General features: G+C 72.6%; 21 protein-coding genes. 9 read left to right on the forward strand and 12 right to left on the reverse strand.

From position 1 onward, the window contains the following. Positions 1 to 19: 19 nt before the first annotated feature. Positions 20 to 1,063 carry a terpene synthase family protein gene (locus tag ACWEMJ_RS22755; protein ID WP_452138932.1) on the forward strand — a complete coding sequence of 348 codons (1,044 nt, stop codon included), beginning with the start codon at positions 20 to 22 and terminating at the stop codon, positions 1,061 to 1,063. A gap of 250 nt (positions 1,064 to 1,313) precedes the next feature. Next, positions 1,314 to 1,640, forward strand: a complete 327-nt coding sequence (locus tag ACWEMJ_RS22760; protein WP_452138933.1) for a nuclear transport factor 2 family protein — start codon at positions 1,314 to 1,316, stop codon at positions 1,638 to 1,640. A gap of 268 nt (positions 1,641 to 1,908) precedes the next feature. Here ACWEMJ_RS22760 and ACWEMJ_RS22765 read toward each other — a convergent pair whose 3' ends face one another. From ACWEMJ_RS22765 to ACWEMJ_RS22780, 4 genes are all read right to left on the reverse strand, one after another. Then, positions 1,909 to 2,685 (reverse strand): hypothetical protein, encoded by a 777-nt coding sequence (locus ACWEMJ_RS22765; RefSeq protein ID WP_452138934.1) that lies wholly within the window; start codon positions 2,683 to 2,685, stop codon positions 1,909 to 1,911. After that, the gene (locus tag ACWEMJ_RS22770) at positions 2,682 to 3,224 is read right to left on the reverse strand and encodes an RNA polymerase sigma factor (protein ID WP_452138935.1); all 543 of its coding nucleotides are present in this window, start codon (positions 3,222 to 3,224) and stop codon (positions 2,682 to 2,684) included. The genes ACWEMJ_RS22765 and ACWEMJ_RS22770 overlap by 4 nt, the downstream gene beginning before the upstream one ends. A gap of 426 nt (positions 3,225 to 3,650) precedes the next feature. Further along, positions 3,651 to 4,871 (reverse strand): serine hydrolase domain-containing protein, encoded by a 1,221-nt coding sequence (locus ACWEMJ_RS22775; protein WP_452138936.1) that lies wholly within the window; start codon positions 4,869 to 4,871, stop codon positions 3,651 to 3,653. A 74-nt stretch (positions 4,872 to 4,945) separates the two neighbouring features. Next, a complete protein-coding gene (locus tag ACWEMJ_RS22780; protein WP_452138937.1) occupies positions 4,946 to 5,278 on the reverse strand; it encodes a hypothetical protein in 333 nt (110 codons plus the stop codon). 129 nt (positions 5,279 to 5,407) lie between these two features. Here ACWEMJ_RS22780 and ACWEMJ_RS22785 point away from each other — a divergent pair, with 129 nt between their 5' ends. From ACWEMJ_RS22785 to ACWEMJ_RS22805, 5 genes are all read left to right on the forward strand, one after another. After that, the gene (locus ACWEMJ_RS22785) at positions 5,408 to 5,926 is read left to right on the forward strand and encodes an NUDIX hydrolase (protein ID WP_452138938.1); all 519 of its coding nucleotides are present in this window, start codon (positions 5,408 to 5,410) and stop codon (positions 5,924 to 5,926) included. A gap of 52 nt (positions 5,927 to 5,978) precedes the next feature. After that, positions 5,979 to 6,767, forward strand: a complete 789-nt coding sequence (locus ACWEMJ_RS22790; protein ID WP_452138939.1) for a TetR/AcrR family transcriptional regulator — start codon at positions 5,979 to 5,981, stop codon at positions 6,765 to 6,767. A 269-nt stretch (positions 6,768 to 7,036) separates the two neighbouring features. Continuing rightward, entirely contained in the window at positions 7,037 to 9,469 is a 2,433-nt protein-coding gene (locus ACWEMJ_RS22795) for a hypothetical protein (protein WP_452138940.1), read from the forward strand. A gap of 265 nt (positions 9,470 to 9,734) precedes the next feature. Further along, positions 9,735 to 10,514, forward strand: a complete 780-nt coding sequence (locus ACWEMJ_RS22800; RefSeq protein ID WP_452138941.1) for a dienelactone hydrolase family protein — start codon at positions 9,735 to 9,737, stop codon at positions 10,512 to 10,514. A 96-nt stretch (positions 10,515 to 10,610) separates the two neighbouring features. Further along, the gene (locus ACWEMJ_RS22805; RefSeq protein WP_452138942.1) at positions 10,611 to 11,018 is read left to right on the forward strand and encodes a DUF4259 domain-containing protein; all 408 of its coding nucleotides are present in this window, start codon (positions 10,611 to 10,613) and stop codon (positions 11,016 to 11,018) included. An 18-nt stretch (positions 11,019 to 11,036) separates the two neighbouring features. Here the strand turns inward: ACWEMJ_RS22805 and ACWEMJ_RS22810 are convergent, their stop codons facing one another. The 7 genes from ACWEMJ_RS22810 to ACWEMJ_RS22840 all read right to left on the reverse strand — a co-directional run bounded on the left by ACWEMJ_RS22810 (position 11,037) and on the right by ACWEMJ_RS22840 (position 15,707). After that, a complete protein-coding gene (locus ACWEMJ_RS22810; protein ID WP_452138943.1) occupies positions 11,037 to 11,360 on the reverse strand; it encodes a hypothetical protein in 324 nt (107 codons plus the stop codon). A gap of 122 nt (positions 11,361 to 11,482) precedes the next feature. Continuing rightward, positions 11,483 to 12,175 carry a spermidine synthase gene (locus ACWEMJ_RS22815; RefSeq protein ID WP_452138944.1) on the reverse strand — a complete coding sequence of 231 codons (693 nt, stop codon included), beginning with the start codon at positions 12,173 to 12,175 and terminating at the stop codon, positions 11,483 to 11,485. 78 nt (positions 12,176 to 12,253) lie between these two features. Beyond that, complete coding sequence (locus ACWEMJ_RS22820; protein ID WP_452138945.1) at positions 12,254 to 13,108, reverse strand: amino acid ABC transporter permease; 855 nt, start codon at positions 13,106 to 13,108, stop codon at positions 12,254 to 12,256. Next, the gene (locus ACWEMJ_RS22825) at positions 13,105 to 13,749 is read right to left on the reverse strand and encodes an amino acid ABC transporter permease (protein ID WP_452138946.1); all 645 of its coding nucleotides are present in this window, start codon (positions 13,747 to 13,749) and stop codon (positions 13,105 to 13,107) included. The genes ACWEMJ_RS22820 and ACWEMJ_RS22825 overlap by 4 nt, the downstream gene beginning before the upstream one ends. Before the next feature lie 13 nt (positions 13,750 to 13,762). Next, positions 13,763 to 14,677, reverse strand: coding sequence for a glutamate ABC transporter substrate-binding protein (locus ACWEMJ_RS22830; RefSeq protein ID WP_452138947.1), 915 nt, complete (start codon positions 14,675 to 14,677; stop codon positions 13,763 to 13,765). A gap of 11 nt (positions 14,678 to 14,688) precedes the next feature. After that, the gene (locus ACWEMJ_RS22835; protein ID WP_452138952.1) at positions 14,689 to 15,417 is read right to left on the reverse strand and encodes an amino acid ABC transporter ATP-binding protein; all 729 of its coding nucleotides are present in this window, start codon (positions 15,415 to 15,417) and stop codon (positions 14,689 to 14,691) included. Between the two features lie 41 nt (positions 15,418 to 15,458). After that, positions 15,459 to 15,707, reverse strand: coding sequence for a lipopolysaccharide assembly protein LapA domain-containing protein (locus tag ACWEMJ_RS22840; RefSeq protein WP_452138948.1), 249 nt, complete (start codon positions 15,705 to 15,707; stop codon positions 15,459 to 15,461). Positions 15,708 to 15,931: 224 nt separating this feature from the next. Between ACWEMJ_RS22840 and ACWEMJ_RS22845 the strand changes: the two genes are divergently transcribed. Next, complete coding sequence (locus tag ACWEMJ_RS22845; RefSeq protein ID WP_452138949.1) at positions 15,932 to 16,807, forward strand: aldo/keto reductase; 876 nt, start codon at positions 15,932 to 15,934, stop codon at positions 16,805 to 16,807. 200 nt (positions 16,808 to 17,007) lie between these two features. On the opposite strand, the gene ACWEMJ_RS22850 is transcribed toward ACWEMJ_RS22845, so the two are convergent. After that, complete coding sequence (locus ACWEMJ_RS22850; protein WP_452138950.1) at positions 17,008 to 17,832, reverse strand: MarR family winged helix-turn-helix transcriptional regulator; 825 nt, start codon at positions 17,830 to 17,832, stop codon at positions 17,008 to 17,010. Between the two features lie 483 nt (positions 17,833 to 18,315). Between ACWEMJ_RS22850 and fabG the strand changes: the two genes are divergently transcribed. Further along, positions 18,316 to 19,101 carry a 3-oxoacyl-ACP reductase FabG gene (gene fabG, locus ACWEMJ_RS22855; RefSeq protein WP_452138951.1) on the forward strand — a complete coding sequence of 262 codons (786 nt, stop codon included), beginning with the start codon at positions 18,316 to 18,318 and terminating at the stop codon, positions 19,099 to 19,101. The last annotated feature ends 90 nt before the right edge of the window (positions 19,102 to 19,191 follow it).

The following is a 19,191-nucleotide window of genomic DNA, read 5'->3' on the forward strand; positions in this document are numbered from 1 at the left end:
CAGCCGCCCTGGAGATACGTTGGCTGCCATACCGCCGCTCTTCTGCCCCATCCCCTCGACCCTGCATCCGGCGCACGAGGAGGTCGGCAAGAGCACCGAACTCTGGCTCGACACCATGGGCTTCACCCGGGACGCGGAGCGCCGCCGCCGTCTCCTGGCCATCGGTGCACACGAGTTCGTCTGCCGGATCGCCAAGGACGCCGAAGGCATCACGGGGCTGGAACTGGTTTCGCAGTGGCTGTGCAGCATGCTCACGCTCGACGACGAGTGGGACACCGGCCGGTTGAGCCGGGACCCCTCCCGTGTACTCACGATAGCAGCCACATTACTGGCCGTTATCAATTCCACGCCTTCCCACCCGGAGGAGTCCGACGTCTACGTCGCCTCGGTGCGCGACGTGTTCCGCCGGGCCCGGGACTGGGCGCCCGCGGTCGCCGTGAAACGGTGGGCGGACAGCCAGTTGGAGTCCTTCATGGGCGCCGCCGCCGTCACCGCCTACCGCGCCCAGGGCCGGCCGATGACGCTGTCGGAGTACCTGACGATAGGACCGCTGGACCGCGGCAGCCGGTCCTGCATCGAGATCATCGAGGTCTGCGAACGCACCGCCGTGCCGCAGTCCCAACTGGACTCGCCGCGGGTCCACGCGCTCACCGAGGCCGCCAAGTTCCTGGTGCTGGTCTCCGCCGACGTCTACTCGTACAAACGCGAGGACAGCCACGGCGCGCTGGAGAGCAACATCGTCGACTCCCTGCAGCGACATCTCGGCTGCTCCCGGGAACAGGCCCTGCTGGAGGCGGCCGCGCTGCACGACCGCACCATGGTCCTGTTCCTCCGCCTCTCGGACCGCGCCGGCCGCCGCGCCGGTCCCGAACTGCGGCGCTACATCCAGCAGTTGGCCAACCTGGTGAGCGGAAACCTGGAGTGGGGATTCACCTCCGCCCGCTACACCACCAGAACCCCCGGCGTCGTCCCGATCGCCGAACGCGCCGAACGCCCCGCCGACGGCCGGCTGACGCCGCCGCCCTACCCGGAGATCGCCTGGTGGTGGGAGCAGCTGTGGTGACGGCCCCCTGACCGCCCGGACGCTTCCCCCGGGCGCGGCGCGGAACCGCCCATCCGGACATCACACCACACCCCTCCCCCGGCCCCGGCCCGCGCCACGCGCCCGGGGCCGAAGCGTGCCCGCAGCGGTGGCGAACCCGCTCCGACCGGCCCAGAAGCTCTGGCGAACAGCGGCCCCGACGTGGTCCCGTCGGGTCAACGCCCGGCCCGACCGGCCCGGCCCCCGTTCCACCGCCAAGGAGTGAACCCTCATGACCATCGCCGTCGACAAGCTCTCCGACCCCGCCGTGCGCCGCTTCCTCGGCGCCGTCAACTCGGGCGACCGGGACGCCTTCTTCGCCGCCCTCACCGAGGACGCCACCATGTCCGACGACGGCTCCGAACGCGACCTGGCCGACTGGGTCGACCGGGAGATCTTCTCCTCCCACGGCCACATCGAGGTCCAGACCGAGAAATCCGGCGGCCGCGCCCTGGTGGCCGACTTCCGCAACGACGCCTGGGGCGAGATGCGCACCGCCTGGCGCTTCACCGTCTCCCCCGACGGCCGAGTCAGCCGCTTCGACACCGGCCAAGCCTGACCCCCCCGGGGCCGGCCCCCACCCCGGCACCCGGCCGACCCGGCGGCCGCGATCGCGACCAGGGCGACGCGCTCGACCGGGCGCGGCTGTTCACGGCCGGTGGGCTCCATCGCGCAGTGGCGGATCAGTTGCTCCGCACCGGCGCCGGGCGGACCACCACCTCCCCGTGCCGCACACTCCCGATCGGTGCGGCACTCCGTCCTCGTCCCCGGCCACCAGGGCTCGCGGTTCCGCCCCGTCCCCGGCGGCGGCCGTGTATCGGAGGGACTCAGTGCTCCGGTGTCGGGTACAGGCCGGCCAGGGGGTTGTCAGAGGTCCCGGCGGGCATGCAGTCGGGGGCGGGGCCCTGCATCAGACCGGCCCGCAGTTCGCGGGAGCTGTGCTCCGGGTCGGTCTTGGCCAGCGGCAGGTGGATGAAGAGCCGCAGGTCGGCCGGGATGGCGCTGGGGCGGATGGTGAGAACCTGCCGGCTGCCTTCCGGGCCGGTCTCCCCCCGCATGTCCCAGCCGAAGGCCGACAGTTGGTCCTGGTTCGCCTTGGCCACGGTCTCCGGCGGGTAGGAGGGCATCGTCGGGTCGGGGGCGTGGCAGCCGGGTTCGCCGGCATAGACACGGCTGCGGATGCCGGCCCGGTCCAGGTCGCGCTGCAACTGGGTCGCGTCGACCGGCTTGTAGCCGTCCAGGATGGTGAGTCGGACGAGGCCGTCGCTGCTGCCCTGCAGTGTGTACGCCACGTTGGTGACACCGTCCAGCCGCTGGCCACCCGGCGCGGCCGCGCCCGGGGAAGGCACGACGCGGTGGTCTGGTGCCACGGCGAGAGCGGCCCCCGCCACGGCAGCGGCCACTCCCAGTGGGAGCACCACCCGCAGCATCAGGGTCCGTCGCCCGGTCGCGGGCCGGGAGTTCTCGGTGATCGTGTCCATCAGGCAGTCCTTCAGTAGGAGCTGGCGGTGACCGGGGAGTTCCGGGTCGCCCGCGGCCGGCAGCAGCCGGGCCAGTTCCTCCCGCTCAGCCTGCTGGGACTGGTGCTGGGGGGTGGCGCTCATCGGATCGTCTCCTTGGTCGACCGGGCCGCGAGTGCGCAGCCGCCTGTTACCTGTCCGCGCATGCTCGTGCGTTGCAGGTTGTTCGCGGAGCGCTTCGCCTCCAGTTCCTTCGCGGTGAGGTTCCGCAGCCGGGTACGAGCACGGGAGAGCCGGGAGCGGATCGTCCCGATCGGCTTGCCCAGCGCCTCGGCGACGGCCGCATGGTCGAGCCCCTCCCACACGCACAGCGCGAACACCTCCCGGTCGGCCGGGCGCAGCTGCTCCAGCGCGGCCTTCGCCGCGGCGATCTGCTCGGCGTCGGCCATGCGGCTGGTCAGCTCGACGGCGAAGTCGGGGGCGACTTCGCGCGGCGGAAGCGCGGCGAGTGCCTTCCGATGACGGCGGGCGGCCCGGCGGGTGTTGCGGATGACGTTGGTGGCGATGCCCAGCAGCCAGGGCCGCAGGCTCTCTCCCTCGGGGTCGACCCTGGTGCGCAGGCGCCACGCCTCCAGGAAGGTCAGCGAGACCACGTCCTCCGCGACGTCCCAGTCCCCCGTCATCCGAACAGCGTGCCGGTACACCGCCCGGGCGTGGTCCTCGAAGACCTGCCCGAACGCCCCGGCGTCCCCAGCCCTTATGTGAGCGCGTATCGATTTCTCCACGCCTGTACCTGTCCCACCGCGCCCGGCCGCTGCCGTGACCTGCGCCACATGGATACCCGCCCTCGGCGATGCCCCGTCGTCCCTCACCCGGGTCCGCACGTACGAGATGCCAATCCCCGCGGCCCCCGGCCCGGGCGATCGGCCGGAAGACATCGGGGCAACGCCGGCCGACGCCGAGCCCGGCAGGGCGAGTGCCACGCAGGCGCCACCTCAGCACCCGAGCCCGCCCGGTCCCCCGCGACACGAGGCCCACTCCCCGCCGAGCCGATACCCACTCAAGCCCGCCCCGCCCGGCACCCGCCCTCCCGCCGTGCCGACGCCCCCTCAGCCCCGGCCCGCCAAGCACTCCCGAACGGCAGTGATCAGCGCGCGCGAGCGAATGTCCCCAGTGACGCCCGGCTGCATGCCGTTGGTGACGTAGCCGAAGCCGATGCCCAACTCCGGGTCGGCGAACCCCAGCGAACCGCCGCGCCCCGGGTGGCCGAAGCTCGCCGGGGAGGCCATCGGCGAAGTCCCCCCGTGCCGGAAGAACCCCTGGCCGAAGGTGGTGTTGACGATCAGCACCCGGTCCGGCCCGTGCACCGAGGGCCCCGCCGCCTCCGCCAGCGTCGCGGGCTCGAACAGCGCGGGCAGTCGCTCCCCTGGCGCGTCCGTCCGGTCCGCGGCGCCGATCAGCGAGGCGTAGAACCGCGCCAGCGACCTCGCGGTGCCGATGCCGCCCGCCCCCGGCACCTCGACGGCCTGCACCGCCGGGTCGTTCAGGTCCACGCTGCTGCGCACCGAGCCGAACGCGCGGGCCGTCAGCGAACGCGGGTCCCGGTAGGCGTCCACCACGGACTGCTTGGGGCGCATCCGTATCCCGCCCGGCCCGGCCTTGGCCGCGTCCGGTGCGGGCAGGTCGACCAGCCGCCCGACCCGGCCGGACGCGGTGGCGGGCAGGCCGATCCACAGGTCCAGGTCGAGCGGAGCGGCGATCTCCTCCGCGAAGTACCGCCCGACGCTGCGCCCGTCCACCCGCCGCACCACCTCGCCGACCAGCCACCCGAAGGTCAGCGGGTGGTAGCCGTGCGCGGTGCCGGGCTCCCAGGCCGGGGCCTGCGCGGCGACGGCCGCGGCGGCCGGCTCCCACGCCAGCACGTCCTCGATCCGCAACGGCACGTCCAGCGCGGGCAGGCCGGCCTGGTGCGACAGCAGCCAGCGCACCAGGATCCGTTCCTTGCCGGCCTGCTTGAACTCCGGCCAGTACGCGGAGACCGGCGCGTCCAGGTCGAGCACCCCGCGCTGCGCGAGCAGCAGCGCGGAGGCAGCGGTCAGCCCCTTGGTGACCGACCGCAGCACCTGCGCCGTGCCGCTCTCCCACGCCACCGCGGGGGCGGGCCTGGCGCCCACCTCCGGCCGGGCGTCACCGCCCCACAGGTCGACCACCTTCCGGCCGTCCACGTACAGCGCGAACGCCGCGCCCAACTCCCCGTACTCCCGGAAGTTGCCCGCGAAAGCCGCCCTGACCGGCTCGAACCCGTCGGCCGTGAATCCCTGGATCTCCACCCACCCACCTTAGACACCGCCCTCCGCACCCAGCGGCGGGGCCGGTACCCGGCGGAATGCTCACCGCTCCATGGCTACTCCACCGTCCAACCGATGTGCCCGATGCCGGACGAGTAGAAGGCGCAGTGGCCCGCCGACTGCTCCGTCCGGCCCGGCTGCGCCGTCACCGAGGTGCCCGAAACGTCCGGCGCGAGGCCGCACACGATGTCGGCGTGGAAGGTGATCGAGGATCCGGTGTTGTTCGTACAGGTGACTCCTCCGGTCAGCGGGTCGTTGTTGTGGATCCAGGTGGTGCAGTCCAGCCCGGAGCGGACGGCGGCGGGCGCGGGCACGGCCGTCGCGGGCAGGACGGTGCCGAGCCCGAACAGGGCTGCGCCGACAACCAGGGCAGCGACACGATTCCTCAACGTTCCTCCCCGAAGCCAAAACTCGAGAACTCCAGAACTGACGATCCGCCACCTATCTACCCCAACCCCACCAATCCGTATGCCAACTCTTTCGAGTGAAACCGCCCCTCCCGGGCCAGAATGGCAGTCATGGACACCCCTCCCCTCGACGAACTCGTCGACGTGGTCGACGAGAACGACCGCGTCCTGCGCACCGCACCCCGCTCCGAGGTCTACCGCGACAACCTGCTGCACCGGTGCGTCTTCGTCCTGGTCCGCGACCCCCGGGGCCGGATCTTCACGCACCGCCGCACCGAGACCAAGGCCTTCGCCCCGGGCGCGCACGACTGCTTCGTCGGCGGCGTGGTGGGCGCCGGCGAGAGCTACGCGGACGCCGCCGTCCGCGAGGCCGAGGAGGAACTCGGCGTCACCGGCATCCGCACCCGCCCGCTGTTCCGCTTCCGCTACACCGACGGCGAACACTTCAGCTGGTGGTCCGACGTCCACGAGGCCGAGTGGGACGGCCCGGTCTCCCCGCAGGCCGAGGAAGTCGCCTGGTACACCTGGCTCACCGAGGAGGAACTCACCGACCGCCTCGCCACCTGGGAGTTCGTCCCCGACGGCCGCGAGGCCTGGCGCCGCTACCTGGAACAGCGCACCACCGGCTGACCTCCCCCGTCCGTGCTGTCCCGCGCAACCCCGACGAACTAGGGTGGGCCGCATGGCTTCCCGCACGCCGTCCGTGGCCCCCCGCACGGAGGACCAGCAGCCCGCCCGCACCCCCAGGCGGCGGCTCACCGTCGACGAACGCCGCGAACAACTCATCGCGGTGGCCCTCGAACTGTTCTCGAACCGGGCCCCCGAGGACGTCTCCATCGACGACATCGCGGCCGCGGCCGGCGCCTCCCGCCCCCTGGTCTACCACTACTTCCCCGGAAAGCAGGCCCTCTACGAAGAGGCCCTCCGCCGGGCCGGCCGGGAGCTCGCCGGACGCTTCGAGGAAGCCGCCGACGGCCCGCTCTCCGAACGCCTCTACCGCGTCATGGGCCGCTACCTGGACTTCGTGCAGTCCCACGAGGCCGGCTTCACCGCCCTGCTCCGCGGCGGCTCGGTCGCCGCCAGCCCCGACGCGGACGCCGTCATCGACCAGGTCCGCCGCGCCGCCCAGGAACAGATCCTCCGCCACCTCGGCCTCCCCGACCCCAGCCCCACCCTGCGCCGCACCGTCCGCGCCTGGATCGCCAACGCCGAGATCAGCTCCCTCGACTGGCTCGCCGACAAGCCCGTCCCCGCCGAGACCCTGCAACTCCACCTCGTCCAGGAACTCGTCGCCGCCCTCGCCGTCGCCGCCACCCGAGACCCCGAACTCGCCGCCCTCCTCGCCGACTTCTTCGCCACCGAACACCCCGACGGCCCCACCGCCCGCCTCATCCGCGACCTCACCACCACCCTCGCCACCCCCACCCTCACCACCTCCCTCCTCCGCCTCGCCACCCCACCCACCCCCTGACCCCCACCAACTCCCCACCCCCGCACGCCCCTTCCACTCACGCCGCAGGCACCTCCCCCACACCACCAGCCCCACCACCCCCCACCCCCGCACAACCCTTCCTCCTACGTCGTCCACACCCCTCCCCACCACCCCCCGCGCCGCAGGCACCTCCCCCACACCACCAGCCCCACAACCCCCCACCCCCGCACGACCCTTCCTCTTACGTCGTCCACGTCTGATAAAAAGTGCCTGAACTGTCCACACCCGAGAACGAGGGGGCTCGGCGAATGACGCAGGACGGCTTCGCCGCCGCAGACCGGATCACGGCCACGCTGGACGCGGCGTGCGCCGCACTTCTCGGCAGCCGCGCCACCCACTACCCCGTCGACGCGTTCACCGCGTTCCGCCGGCCCCAACACCCCGCCGCCAAGGCCCTTTTCGGTCTGCGGATCAGCCAGATCGGCCCCGGCCTGCTCTCCGTCCCGAAGCTCGGCACGGTCATCGAGGTCTCCGGCCACCGCCGCCCGAACGCGAACGCCGGCCGCGAGGCCGTCCCCGTTCTGACGCAGCGCTTCGCCGCCTCCGCCCTCGGCCTGACCGACGTCCCGTCAGCCTCCGCGCTCCGTCTGCACGCCGAGCCGACCCCGGTGACCAGCGAGCCGCTGGCCGGCTTCACGCAGTCCCTCGCGGCCCTGGCCGAACCTCGCGCCACGGTCGCCCCGGACGAGCTGTCGACCGGTTCGGGCGTCGAGGCCCGCCTGGTGGTGCCGCCGGCCTTCCACACCCTGACGGTGCGCGGTTCGGGCAACGCCCTCTCGGCCCATCTCGCCGAGACCGCCGAGGAGTTGTTCTCCGGCGCGTCCCCGGCGGAGCGCAACGACTTCGCGATAGTCGCGGCGCTGCTCGCAGAGCAGTTCTCGGCTGCGAACGTCGCCTACGCGGGCGTCGCCGCGCTGCTGCTGAACGGCCGCCGCTCGCGCGTCTCGCTGGTGGTGTCGACGGTCCCGTGCGCCCAGCCGATCCAGGAGCTCGCGGTGGAACTGTCCACCGAGCGCCCGCACGCCGAGGTGTGGACGGTCCTGCTGCCGGCCGGGCCGGCGGCGGTGCTGGTGGAGAACCGGGCGATGCCCGCGATGAAGGAGCTGCACGACGAGCGCCCCGGCGGCGCGGTGCACAGCTCCGTGGTCGAGGCGTTCGTCCCGATGCCGGACGGGGCAACGGTCCTGACGGTCCAGCTGACCACCTCCGACGCCGAGGACTGGGACGTCTACACCTCAGTCTTCGCCGACCTGCTCTGCTCGGTCCAACTCGCCTGGGACGGTGTGGCCGTGGCCCCCGCCCCGGTCCCGGTCGGCCGTGCGCGACCCACCCAGTCCGCCACCCCGGCCGCCCCCGCGGCCCCGCCGGTCCCGGTCGCGGTCCCCGAGCAGCCGGACGCCCCGTCCGGCACCTCGGTGCGCGTCCCGCCCTCGGACTTCAACCCGTTCGCGACGCCCGCCCCGACCAACTCGCCGGCCCACCAGCCGTCCCCGGTGCTGGCCTCCGCCGACCCGTTCGGCGCCCCGGCCGCCACCCCCGAGCCCACCCCGGAGCCCGCACCCGCCCCCGAGGCCGCCGACCCCACCAAGGGACGCCTGGTCAAGGTCCCTCCGGCCGACTTCAACCCCTTCGCCGCCAGCTCCGCCCCCGCCGCAGCCGCCCCGGCCCCGACCCCGGCCGCCGACCCCTTCGGCTCACCCGACCTGTTCGCGGCAGCCGACCCCTTCGCGGCCACCCCCGCACCCGCCCCGGCGCCCGAGCCCGATCCGGAGCCCGCCCCCGAGGCGGCCGACCCGACCAAGGGACGCCTGGTCAAGGTCCCCCCGCCGGACTTCAACCCCTTCGCGGCAGCCGCACCGGCCCCCACCCCCGCCGCAGCCCCGGCACCCGCCACCCCGGCCGCCGACCCCTTCGGCTCACCCGACCCGTTCGCGGCACCCGACCCCTTCGCCGCCCCGGACCCCTTCGGCACCCCCGCCGCAGCGGCCCCCGCCGCGACGCCCCCCGCCGCCCCGGCACCCGAGCCGCAGGCCGCCGCACCCGAGGCCGCCGACCCGACCAAGGGCCGTCTCGTCAAGGTCCCGCCGCCGGACTTCAACCCCTTCGCGCCGCCGGCCCCGCCCGCGCAGAAGGCCGAAGAGCCCCAGCCCGAAGCCGCCGACCCCACCAAGGGCCGCCTGGTCAAGGTCCCCCCGGCCGACTTCAACCCCTTCGCCGCCTCCTCCGCCCCCGCACCCGCCACCGCCGCAGCCGCACCGGCCCCGGCGCCCGCCGCCGCGCCCGCCCCGGCCCGCCCGGCGTCCGCCGACCCGTTCGGCACGGTGCTGTCCAGCGAGCCGTCCGACCCCTTCGGCACGGTCACCGGCCCCTCCAGCAACATCCCGCCCCGCCCCGCCGCCCCGCCGGCCGTCCCGGCCCCGACCGCCCCGCCGGAGCCGGCCGACCCGACCAAGGGCCGCCTGGTCAAGGTCCCGCCGGCCGACTTCAACCCCTTCGCGCCCCCGGCCCCGCCCGCGCAGAAGGCCGAAGAACCCCAGCCCGAAGCCGCCGACCCCACCAAGGGCCGCCTGGTCAAGGTCCCCCCGGCCGACTTCAACCCCTTCGCCGCCAGCTCCGCCCCCGCAACCGCCCCCGCCGCGGCCGCACCGCCGCAGCCGCCGGCCAACAACCCCTTCGGCTGAGCCGCGCCCGGCAAACGGCGGGCCCACCCCGGGCCCGCCGTTCGGCGTTCCCCCAACTCCCCCTCACCACCTACCGGTTAGTCCGCACCGCTGGCCCCCGCACCCCTCGTCGGCTAGGTTTGTCGACCATGACGACCGGGCCGGCCTCGCGCCACTCACGGACGGGCGACCCGGCACTCCCCTGAGCGCCGCCCGGGCAGCGTCCCGCGCCCCGCCTCCCTCGTGTTGACCTCACCACGAAACGTCAACCACGACCGGAGACCTGATGCCCACCCAGATCCGCACCGAACTGCTCCACATCCCCACCCGGGACGGCCTCGCCGACGCCCTCGCCGCCTTCCCCACCGAAGCCGGCACCGCTGCCCAAGCCGGTGCCACCACCGCGGCCGATCGCCTCCCCGGAGTCCTGATGTACCCGGACGCTTTCGGTATCCGCCCCGCCCTCACCGAGCTCGCCGCCGAACTGGCCGGCCACGGCTACTACGTGCTCGTCCCCAACCTCTTCTACCGCCACGGCCCGACGCCCGTGGTCGACCTGCCGACCCACATCGACGAGCAGGCCCGCCCCGAACTCCTCGCCCGCCTCATGCCGTTGATCACCGCCCACACCCGCGACCAGGCCCTCCTCGACGCGGACGCCTACCTGCGCTTCCTCACCGCCCGCCCCGAGGTCTCCCCCGGCCCGGTCGGCGTGACGGGCTACTGCATCGGCGGCCTGCACGCCCTCCGCACCGCCGCCGCCCACCCGCACCAGGTCGCCGCCCTGGCTGCCTTCCACGCCCCGGTCCACGCCGACGGGCCGGCGCCCTTCGCCGCTCTCACCGCCGAGGTCCACTTCGGCCACGCCGCAAGCGACTTGACGCCCGAGACGCTCGCCGAGCTCAACCACTCCCTGACCGCCGCCGGAGTCACCCACACCTCGGAGATCTACCCCGGCACCGTCCACGGCTTCACCATGCCCGACACCGACGCCTTCGCCCCGTCCGCCCTCCGCCTGCACTGGGACCGCCTGCTCCCCCTCCTCGCCCGCACGATCGCCCCCTGACCAGCCGCCAACGAACGAACCAACGAACCACCGAACGGCCCGCCTGTCAGTGCCCATTGCGATGATCTCCGCACCATCCACCCGAAGGAGATCACCATGGGTACCTGGGACATCGGCCCGTTCGACAACGACGACGCCGCCGACTTCGCGGGCGAGCTCGACGCCACCGACCCGGAGGAGCGCGAAGCCCTGATCCGCGCCGTCCTCACCAACGACGGCACCGGCGAGTTCGACGACCTGGACGGCGACGACGGCGCCCGCATCGTCGCCGCAGCCGCCCTGGTAGCCAGCCAGTGCCCGGGCGGCACCCCGGTCACCACCGCCCACGGCCCGGAGCAACCGCTCCCCCGCTTCGCCCCGGAGCTCCGCCGGCTCGCCCTGGACGCCCTGGCCGGCGTGCTCACCGACGACTCCGAACTCGCCGAGCTCTGGGACGAGTCGGACGAGGGCCCGGCCTGGCGCAGCGAGGTGGAGCGGCTCCGCGCCGTCCTCGCCGCCGGCTGACCCCGCCGCCCGGAGCCGTCAGCCCACGCCCCGCTCGCTGTCGATCTCCTCGGCCAGCGCCGCCATCCGGTACAGCGCGACGAAGTACCGGGACGCGTAGCCGTCGGTGGCGAAGGTCGGCAGGATGTCCCCGAGCAGGGCGATGCGGCTGCGCAGGTGTTCGCGGTGGCGGGCGCCGAGCGGCGGCCCGTCGAGGACGCTCGCGGCGAATCCGGCGAGGACGGTGTCCAGGGTGACCAGACAGGTCCCTTCGGGCTGCTGGTCGTACCAGCCGGTGGGGAAGCGCATGGCGCTGAACTCGTCCCAGAGGCACGCCAGGAGGTCGCTCTTCTCGTCCGCCATGATGATGATCATGCCGCACGCGGGCGTCGCTGTGAACGCGTCACCCGCACATCTTCCTCACCGGGTCCGGCCACCCCACCAATTTCGGCCGTACCCGAGCGACCCCACGAGGCCCAGAGGGCTCAGCCGCCCCGGCGCCCCAGGTGCACCACGTCGGGCACACCGCGCTCCACGACGACCTCCTCGGTGCGGACGTCGGTGAACCCGGCGTCCCGCAGCGCCTGTTCGAAGGCGGCGGACGGCCGGGCGCTCCACACCGCGAGGATCCCACCGGGCCGGAGCCGGGCGGCGGCGTTGGCCAGCCCGACGGGGCCGTACAGGGCGTCGTTCTCCTCGGTGACGGTCCAGTCGGGCCCGTTGTCGATGTCGAGGCAGAGCGCGTCGTAGCGCTCCCCGCCGGCGGCCAGGTACGCCACCAGGTCGGTGTGCAGCACCTCCACCCGGGGATCGTCCAGCGCCCGGGCCGAGAACGCCCCGAGCGGCCCGCTCCGGTGCCAGTCGACGATCGCCCCCTCCCGCTCGACCACGGCGATCCGCCCCCACCGCTCCGAGGCCGCCGCGTGCGCCAGCGAGAACCCGACCCCGAGCCCGCCGATCAGCACGCTCGGCGCACCGGAGCCGCCCCACTCGTCCAACGCGGCCTGGATCAGCAGCCGTTCGGAGCGCCCGTCGGCGGTGTCCATCAGGAAGCACCCGTTCGCGATGATCTCGTACTGCTCGCCCCGCCGCCGCAGCACCACCTCGCCGTACGGCCCCTCCCGGCGGTCGATCACTTCGGCCTCGGGCAGGCCCTGGCGGCTGGGCAGGACGGACATTCGGCGACTCCCGGTCCACGCACGGTCACGGACCGAACGACCCTAACCGATCACCGGCCCGGGCCACCGGCCTTTTCGTCACCCCTGCGCGTCCAGCACCGGCCCGATCTCGGCGGGCGGCTCCACCACCTCGCGCGGGCTGCGCCGCCCGCGCCGCTCCAGCCACTTGGCCAGCCAGGACAGCAGCAGACACATGCCGATGTAGATCGGCGCGATCACCATCACCACGGGGATGAACGGCAGGTCGTAGTCCAGGTTGGTGGCGATCAGCTTCCCGGCGTGCAGGAACTCCTCGAAGGTGATCAGGAAGCCCAGCGAGGTGTCCTTCAGCGCCACCACCAGCTGGCTGACGATGGTCGGCAGCATCGCCCGGACGGCCTGCGGCACCAGCACGTACGTCATCACCTGGGTCTTGCGCAGCCCGAGCGCGAACGCCGCCTCCTTCTGTCCCTTGGGCACGGCGAGCACCCCGGCCCGGAACACCTCGGCCAGCACCGAGCCGTTGTACAGGGTGAGGCCGGCCACCAGTGCCCACAGCGGTTCGACCTTGAGGGCGACGAAGATGAAGAAGATCATCACCAGCAGCGGCATGGCCCGGAAGAACTCCACCACCAGCGTGGACACCCAGCGCACCGCCCGGTGGTCGGAGAGTCGCCCGGCGGCGAACAGCGCGCCGAACGGCAGCGCGAACAGCACCGTCCAGCCGAACGCCTTCAGGGTGTTGCCGAGGCCGCGCAGCAGCAGCTCCTGAACGCCCTTGTACTGGAAGGCCGTCCACTTCTGGTAGGTGAACTGGTGGGTGTGGAACAGCATCCAGATCACCCAGCCGACCACCGCGGCGATCACCAGCAGCGCCAGGAGGCCGTACAGCCGGTGCCGGGCCAGTGCCTTCGGACCGGGGACGTCGTACAGCGCGGAGGACTCCACCGTCATCGGGACACCGCCACCCGTCGTTCCAGCAGGTTGAACAGAGCGCTGATCGCCAGCGTGATGATCAGATAGCCGACCGCGATCCAGACGAAGGTCCAGATGATGCTGTAGCCCAGCTCGTTGATGGTCCGGTAGGTCCCGAGCAGCTCGACCACGCTGAACGAGCCGGCGATCGCCGTGTTCTTCGCCAGCGCGATCATCACACTGCCCAGCGGCGCGACCACCGAGCGGTACGCCTGCGGCAGGACGACCAGGCTCAGCGTCTGACCGAAGGTCATGCCCAGGCTGCGGGCTGCCTCGCCCTGCCCGACCGGCACCGTGTTCACCCCGGAGCGCAGCGCCTCGCAGACGAACGCCGAGGTGTAGCAGCCCAGCGCCAGCACGGCGAAGATGAAGAACGGCAGCGTGATGGAGAACCGCGGCAGACCCAGCACCACGATGAAGAACAGCAGCGTCAGCGGGGTGTTCCGGAGCACCGTCACCCACCCGGTGCCGAAGGCCCGCAGCGGCTTGACCGGCGAGACCCGGAAGCCCGCCATCACCACCCCGAGCACCAGCGCGAGCGCGGCGCTGACCAGGGTCAGCCACAGGGTTCCGAGGAAGCCGTGCCAGTAGGTGGACCAGTTGTCGGTCAGGACGTTCATCCGCGGCCCCTGCTCAGTTGTACCGGTCGATGGCCGGGGGCGGCGGCGCGGGCACCCCGGAGAGGCCGAGCGTCGCGTCGTACGCCTTCTTCCAGTTGCCGTTGTCCATGTTCCGCTGCAGCGCGTCGTTGATGGCCATCCGCAGCACGGTGTCGTTCTTGGGGACGCCGATGCCGTACGGCTCGGTGGAGAACGGCTCGCCGACCATCTTCAGCTCGTCGGGGACCTTCGCCACGTAGCCCTGCAGGATCGCGTTGTCGGTGGTGACCGCGTCGACCTGGTTGCTGATCAGGTTGTCCACGCACGCCGAGTAGGTGTCGTAGCCGATCAGCTCGGCCTTGGGGTAGTCGTTCTTGATCCGCTGGTACGGCGTGGACCCGGCGGCCGAGCAGACCTTCCGCCCGGCCAGGTCCTGCGGCCCGTTGATCTTCGTCTCGCTCTTGCGGACCATCAGCGCCTGCCCGGCGATGAAGTACGGCCCGGCGAAGCCGACCAGCTTCTTGCGGTTGGCGTTGATGGTGTACGTGCCCACGTAGTAGTCGACCTGGCCGTTCTGCAGCGCGGTCTCCCGGTTGGCGGAGGCGATGGTGCGGAACTCGATCCGGTCGGGCCCGAAGCCGAGGTCGGCGGCGACCATCCTGGCGATCTCGATGTCGAAGCCGGAGTACTCGCCGGTGGCCGGGTTCTTCTGCCCCAGGTACGGCTGGTCCTCCTTGGCGCCGACCACCAGGTGCCCGCGCGCCCGGGCCGCGTCCAGCGTGGGCGAGCCGGTGACGGTGTTGGCGCGCACCTCGTAGCTGGGCAGCGCCTCGGGCTGCGGGCCCTTGGGCGGCGGGGTGCCCTCCTTGCCGCAGCCCGACAAGCCGGCGGCCAGGCCGGGGAGCGCCAGGGCCAGGGCGAGCGCACGCAGGATGTACCGCTGGTTCACCGCGCGCCGCCTCAGTGCTTCAGGATCTTGGAGAGGAAGTCCCGGGCGCGCTCGCTGCGCGGGTTCGCGAAGAACTCCTCGGGGACGCGGTCCTCGACGATCCGCCCGTCCGCCATGAAGACCACCCGGTTGGCGGCGGAGCGCGCGAACCCCATCTCGTGGGTGACCACCACCATGGTCATTCCCTCGGCGGCCAGCGAGCGCATCACCTCCAGCACCTCGTTGATCATCTCGGGGTCGAGCGCCGAGGTCGGCTCGTCGAACAGCAGCGCCTTCGGGTCCATCGCCAGCGCCCGGGCGATCGCCACCCGCTGCTGCTGCCCGCCGGACAGCTGCGAGGGGTACTTGTCCGCCTGCGAGGCCAGCCCGACCCGCTCCAGCAGCGCCCGCCCCTTGGCCTCGGCCTCCGCCCTGCCGCGCCTGCGGACCTTGATCTGGGCCAGCGTGACGTTCTGCAGGACCGTGCGGTGCGCGAACAGGTTGAAGGACTGGAAGACCATCCCGACCTCGGCCCGCAGCTTCGCCAGGCCCTTGCCCTCGGCGGGCAGCGGCTGCCCCTCGATCAGGATGTCGCCGCTCTCCACCGGCTCCAGCCGGTTGATCGCCCGGCACAGCGTGGACTTCCCCGACCCGGACGGGCCGATCACCACCACGACCTCGCCCCGGCCGACCGTCAGGTCGATGTCCTGCAGGACGTGCAGTCGCCCGTAGTGCTTGTTGACCCCGCGCAGCTCGATCAGCGGCTCCCCGACCGACCGCCCCGCCGCTTCCTGCGGAGCCGTCACGGGGTGCGCCGGCCCTTCAGCATCCAGCCGAGCGCCGCCCCCGCCAGCAGCGTGGCCAACAGGGCGATCCACAGCGGGCAGGTGACGGTGAAGACCCAGAACTGGATCCGCACCTTGTCCAGGTTGGCGAGCAGGAACCAGACCGCCAGCACCACGATGACGCCGATCCCGATGTACCGGGTCGGGATGCCGCCGATCTCACTGCGGCGGGACGCGGACGGGGAACCACCTGAAGTCTTGGTCACCCTGGCAGTCTGCGCCCGGCCCCCACACCCGCCGCCGCACCACCACCGCCCGCCCCGCCCATTCACCCGACCGGCCCAACCCGTTACCCGTTCGATGCCCGGCCCGCCCGCCCCGGCGCGCCGGGAGCCCGGCCCGCCGTCGGGAATACGGCGACGTTCGCCGCGGTTGCCGCCCTCTTGGCAACACCCGTCCACACACGCACGACCGAAGGGCACCCCTTCCAGTGACCAGCACTCCCGCAGTACCCCCGATCCCCTCGATCACGCTGAACAACGGCGTGCGGATCCCGCAGCTCGGCTTCGGCGTCTGGCAGGTGCCGGACGCGGAGGCCGTCCCGGCGGTGCGCACCGCGATCGAGTCGGGCTACCGCTCGATCGACACCGCCCAGGTCTACGAGAACGAGGCGGGCACCGGCCGGGCGATCGCCGAGGCCGGCGTGGCCCGGGACGAGCTGTTCGTGACCACCAAGCTGTGGAACTCCGGCACCGTCGACTGGACCGGCGAGCAGGGCCGCGACCGGGTGCTGCGCGCCTTCGACGAGTCGATGGCCAAGCTCGGCCTGGAGCAGCTCGACCTGTACCTGATCCACTGGCCGCGCCCGATGCACGGCCCGTCCTTCCTGAACATCTGGCGCACCTTCGAGCAGCTGCTCGCCGACGGCCGGGTCCGCGCGATCGGCGTCTCCAACTTCCGCGTCCCGGACTTGGAGCTGCTGCTCAAGGAGACCACGGTGGTCCCGGCGCTGAACCAGGTCGAGCTGCACCCGTACTTCCCGCAGACCGAGCTGCGCGCCTTCCACGCCGAGCACGGCATCGCCACCGAGGCCTGGAGCCCGCTGGGCCAGGGCGGCGAGCTGCTGGCCGAGCCCGCGCTGGTGAAGATCGCCGAGAAGCACGGCCGTTCGACGGCCCAGGTGGTGCTGCGCTGGCACCTGCAGAGCGGCGTGATCGCCATCCCGAAGTCGGTCACCCCGGCCCGGATCCGGCAGAACCTGGACGTGACGGGCTTCGAGCTGGACGCCGAGGACCTGGCGGCGCTCGCGGGCGTCGCCACCGGCAAGCGGATCGGCCCCGACCCGGCCGGATTCGACTGGAACTGACCCGCCGCTAACCGCCCGTGAGTTGACGTCGCATCAGCCCGAGCTGACGCCGCGTCAGCACGGAGCGTGACGAAGGCTGGAACCCGGAAGGGGCCGACACCTGAGTGGTGTCGGCCCCTTCCGGAGCGTCCCGGGCGGTGCCGCGTGCCCGCCGGGGCGCGATCGTCGCCCAAAATTTTGGACGACGCTTTGCAGAATCGTTACAGCCGGGCCGCCTTCGCGAGCAGCGCCAGCGCCGACGCGTGCTCGTGCGGCTCCAGCGGAGCGAGCAGTGCCTCCTGGACCTCGCGGACCCCGGCGGTGGAGCGGTGCAGCAGCTCCTGGCCGGTCGGGGAGAGCGAGAGCAGGTTGCGGCGCCCGTCCGAGGGGTCGCGGCGGCGCAGCACCAGGCCGCGTCGCACCAGCCGGCTGACCATTTCGGCCATCGTCGCCTTGTCCAGCGAGGCGAGCTCACCCACCGTGCGCTGGTCGGCGCCCGGTTCGGTCTCCAGCGCGTCCAGCACCGCGTACTGAGGAGCGGTCAGCTCGGTGCCGACCTTCTCCGACCAGAGCTTGGTGTGCACCTGCTGGGCGACCCGGATCAGGTAGCCGATGGCCCGCTGGGCGTCCAGCGTGGGCCGGGCGTCGGCCATCACGGCGACGGCGGCCGGCTCCAGCCGGGCGATCCGTGCCATGGTCCGGACGAGTTCGAGCTGCTCGTCGGGGCTGAGCGGCTCGAACAGGGTCCGCTGGACGCGGACCACGCCCCCGGTCGCCTCGCGCACCGCCTGGGCGCCGCTCTGCGAGAGCGCCAGGAGCTTGCGACGGCCGTCCGCCGGGTCCCGGCGCCGGAGCACCAGTCCCCGCCTGACCAGCCGGGCGACCATCTCGGCCATCGTGGCCTTGTCGAGCGAGGCCCGTTCACCGACCGTACGCTGGTCGGCTCCGGGCTCGAGTGCCAGTACCAGCAGCACCGCGAACTGCGGAGCCGTCAGCTCGGTACCGACGTATTCGGACCACAAGCGGGTGTGTACCTGCTGGGCCACGCGGATGAGGTGACCGGGCGACTGCTGCAGTCGGCCGGGCACACGGGTTGTCGGGATCTCCCCCAGCACCATGAAATCCGTCCCGGTGTCACGCTCGGGGGTGTGTGGGACACCCGAGCGGGGCAGTAACGGCGAGTGAGCATCCCGCTGTGAGAAAGGACGCGCCGGCCGTGCAGCCGGTGGCTGCTGGCGCACACTATACAAACGGTCGGCCTGGACCGGCAGGTAGGGGCGCAGAGTAGTCGCAGGTTCGGCAAAGTTGGCATATTTCCCCCGTATGTCGGGACGGCGACCGACCTGGTTCACCCGCTCGGCCGCCGTGCGCCCTCACCCTCTGTCACCTGCGGCGCTGCCTCTGGTCGGAATTTCTACTCGCCGGTAGGGTTGCCGCGCTGCGCGCTGCGCACCTCATTCAAATCTCATCCGCGGGTCACCGGCCCCGGCCGGTTCCGTCGTCCGATTCCGAGAGAGACGAGTACGAAGATGACCGAGCAGAGCACGTCCGTGACCGCCGACGCTCCGGTGCGGGTGGCCGTGGTGACGGGCGCGGCCCGCGGCATCGGCGCCGCCACCGCGCTGCGGCTGGCCGCCGACGGTTACGCGGTCGCGGTGGTCGACCTGGAGGAGTCGAACGCCAAGGGCACCGCCGAGGCGATCGTCGCCGCGGGCGGCCGGGCGCTGGCCGTCGGCGCCGACGTCTCGAATGCCGAGCAGGTGCAGGCCGCGGTCGACCGGATCGCCGCCGAGCTCGGCGCCCCCGTGGTGCTGGTGAACAACGCGGGCGTGCTCCGCGACAACCTGCTGTTCAAGATGTCCGAGTCCGACTGGGACACCGTGATGAACGTCCACCTCAAGGGCGCCTTCCTGATGACCCGCGCGGTCCAGAAGCACATGGTCGACGCCGGCTTCGGACGCGTCGTCAACCTGTCCTCCTCCTCCGCCCAGGGCAACCGCGGCCAGGCCAACTACTCGGCCGCCAAGGCCGGCCTGCAGGGCTTCACCAAGACCCTGGCCATCGAGCTCGGCAAGTTCGGCATCACCGCCAACGCGGTCGCCCCCGGCTTCATCGCCACCGACATGACCGCCGCCACCGCGGCCCGGGTCGGCATGGAGTTCGACGCCTTCAAGCAGGCCGCCGCCTCGGCGATCCCGGTCCAGCGGGTCGGCGTGCCGGACGACATCGCGCACACCATCTCCTTCCTCGCCTCCGAGGGCGCCGGCTTCGTCTCCGGCCAGGTCATCTACGTGGCGGGCGGCCCGCTCGACTAGGACTTGTCCGGTCGATCATGTGCGGAGCCAGATGACCAGGGCTGCTGCGGTGACGGTTCCGAGGTAGACGTATCCGCGTTTGTCGTAGCG

The sequence above is a fragment of the Kitasatospora sp. NPDC004531 genome, from assembly GCF_053602195.1.

Coding starts and splice junctions, on each gene's coding strand:
- ACWEMJ_RS22765 (WP_452138934.1), bottom strand. CDS start 2,685: ATGAGCGCCACCCCCCAGCACCAGTCCCAGCAGGCTGAGCGGGAGGAA.
- ACWEMJ_RS22770 (WP_452138935.1), bottom strand. CDS start 3,224: ATGACGGGGGACTGGGACGTCGCGGAGGACGTGGTCTCGCTGACCTTC.
- ACWEMJ_RS22790 (WP_452138939.1), top strand. CDS start 5,979: ATGGCTTCCCGCACGCCGTCCGTGGCCCCCCGCACGGAGGACCAGCAG.
- ACWEMJ_RS22760 (WP_452138933.1), top strand. CDS start 1,314: ATGACCATCGCCGTCGACAAGCTCTCCGACCCCGCCGTGCGCCGCTTC.
- ACWEMJ_RS22800 (WP_452138941.1), top strand. CDS start 9,735: ATGCCCACCCAGATCCGCACCGAACTGCTCCACATCCCCACCCGGGAC.
- ACWEMJ_RS22810 (WP_452138943.1), bottom strand. CDS start 11,360: ATGGCGGACGAGAAGAGCGACCTCCTGGCGTGCCTCTGGGACGAGTTC.
- ACWEMJ_RS22815 (WP_452138944.1), bottom strand. CDS start 12,175: ATGTCCGTCCTGCCCAGCCGCCAGGGCCTGCCCGAGGCCGAAGTGATC.
- ACWEMJ_RS22805 (WP_452138942.1), top strand. CDS start 10,611: ATGGGTACCTGGGACATCGGCCCGTTCGACAACGACGACGCCGCCGAC.
- ACWEMJ_RS22820 (WP_452138945.1), bottom strand. CDS start 13,108: ATGACGGTGGAGTCCTCCGCGCTGTACGACGTCCCCGGTCCGAAGGCA.
- ACWEMJ_RS22795 (WP_452138940.1), top strand. CDS start 7,037: ATGACGCAGGACGGCTTCGCCGCCGCAGACCGGATCACGGCCACGCTG.
- ACWEMJ_RS22785 (WP_452138938.1), top strand. CDS start 5,408: ATGGACACCCCTCCCCTCGACGAACTCGTCGACGTGGTCGACGAGAAC.
- ACWEMJ_RS22825 (WP_452138946.1), bottom strand. CDS start 13,749: ATGAACGTCCTGACCGACAACTGGTCCACCTACTGGCACGGCTTCCTC.
- fabG (WP_452138951.1), top strand. CDS start 18,316: ATGACCGAGCAGAGCACGTCCGTGACCGCCGACGCTCCGGTGCGGGTG.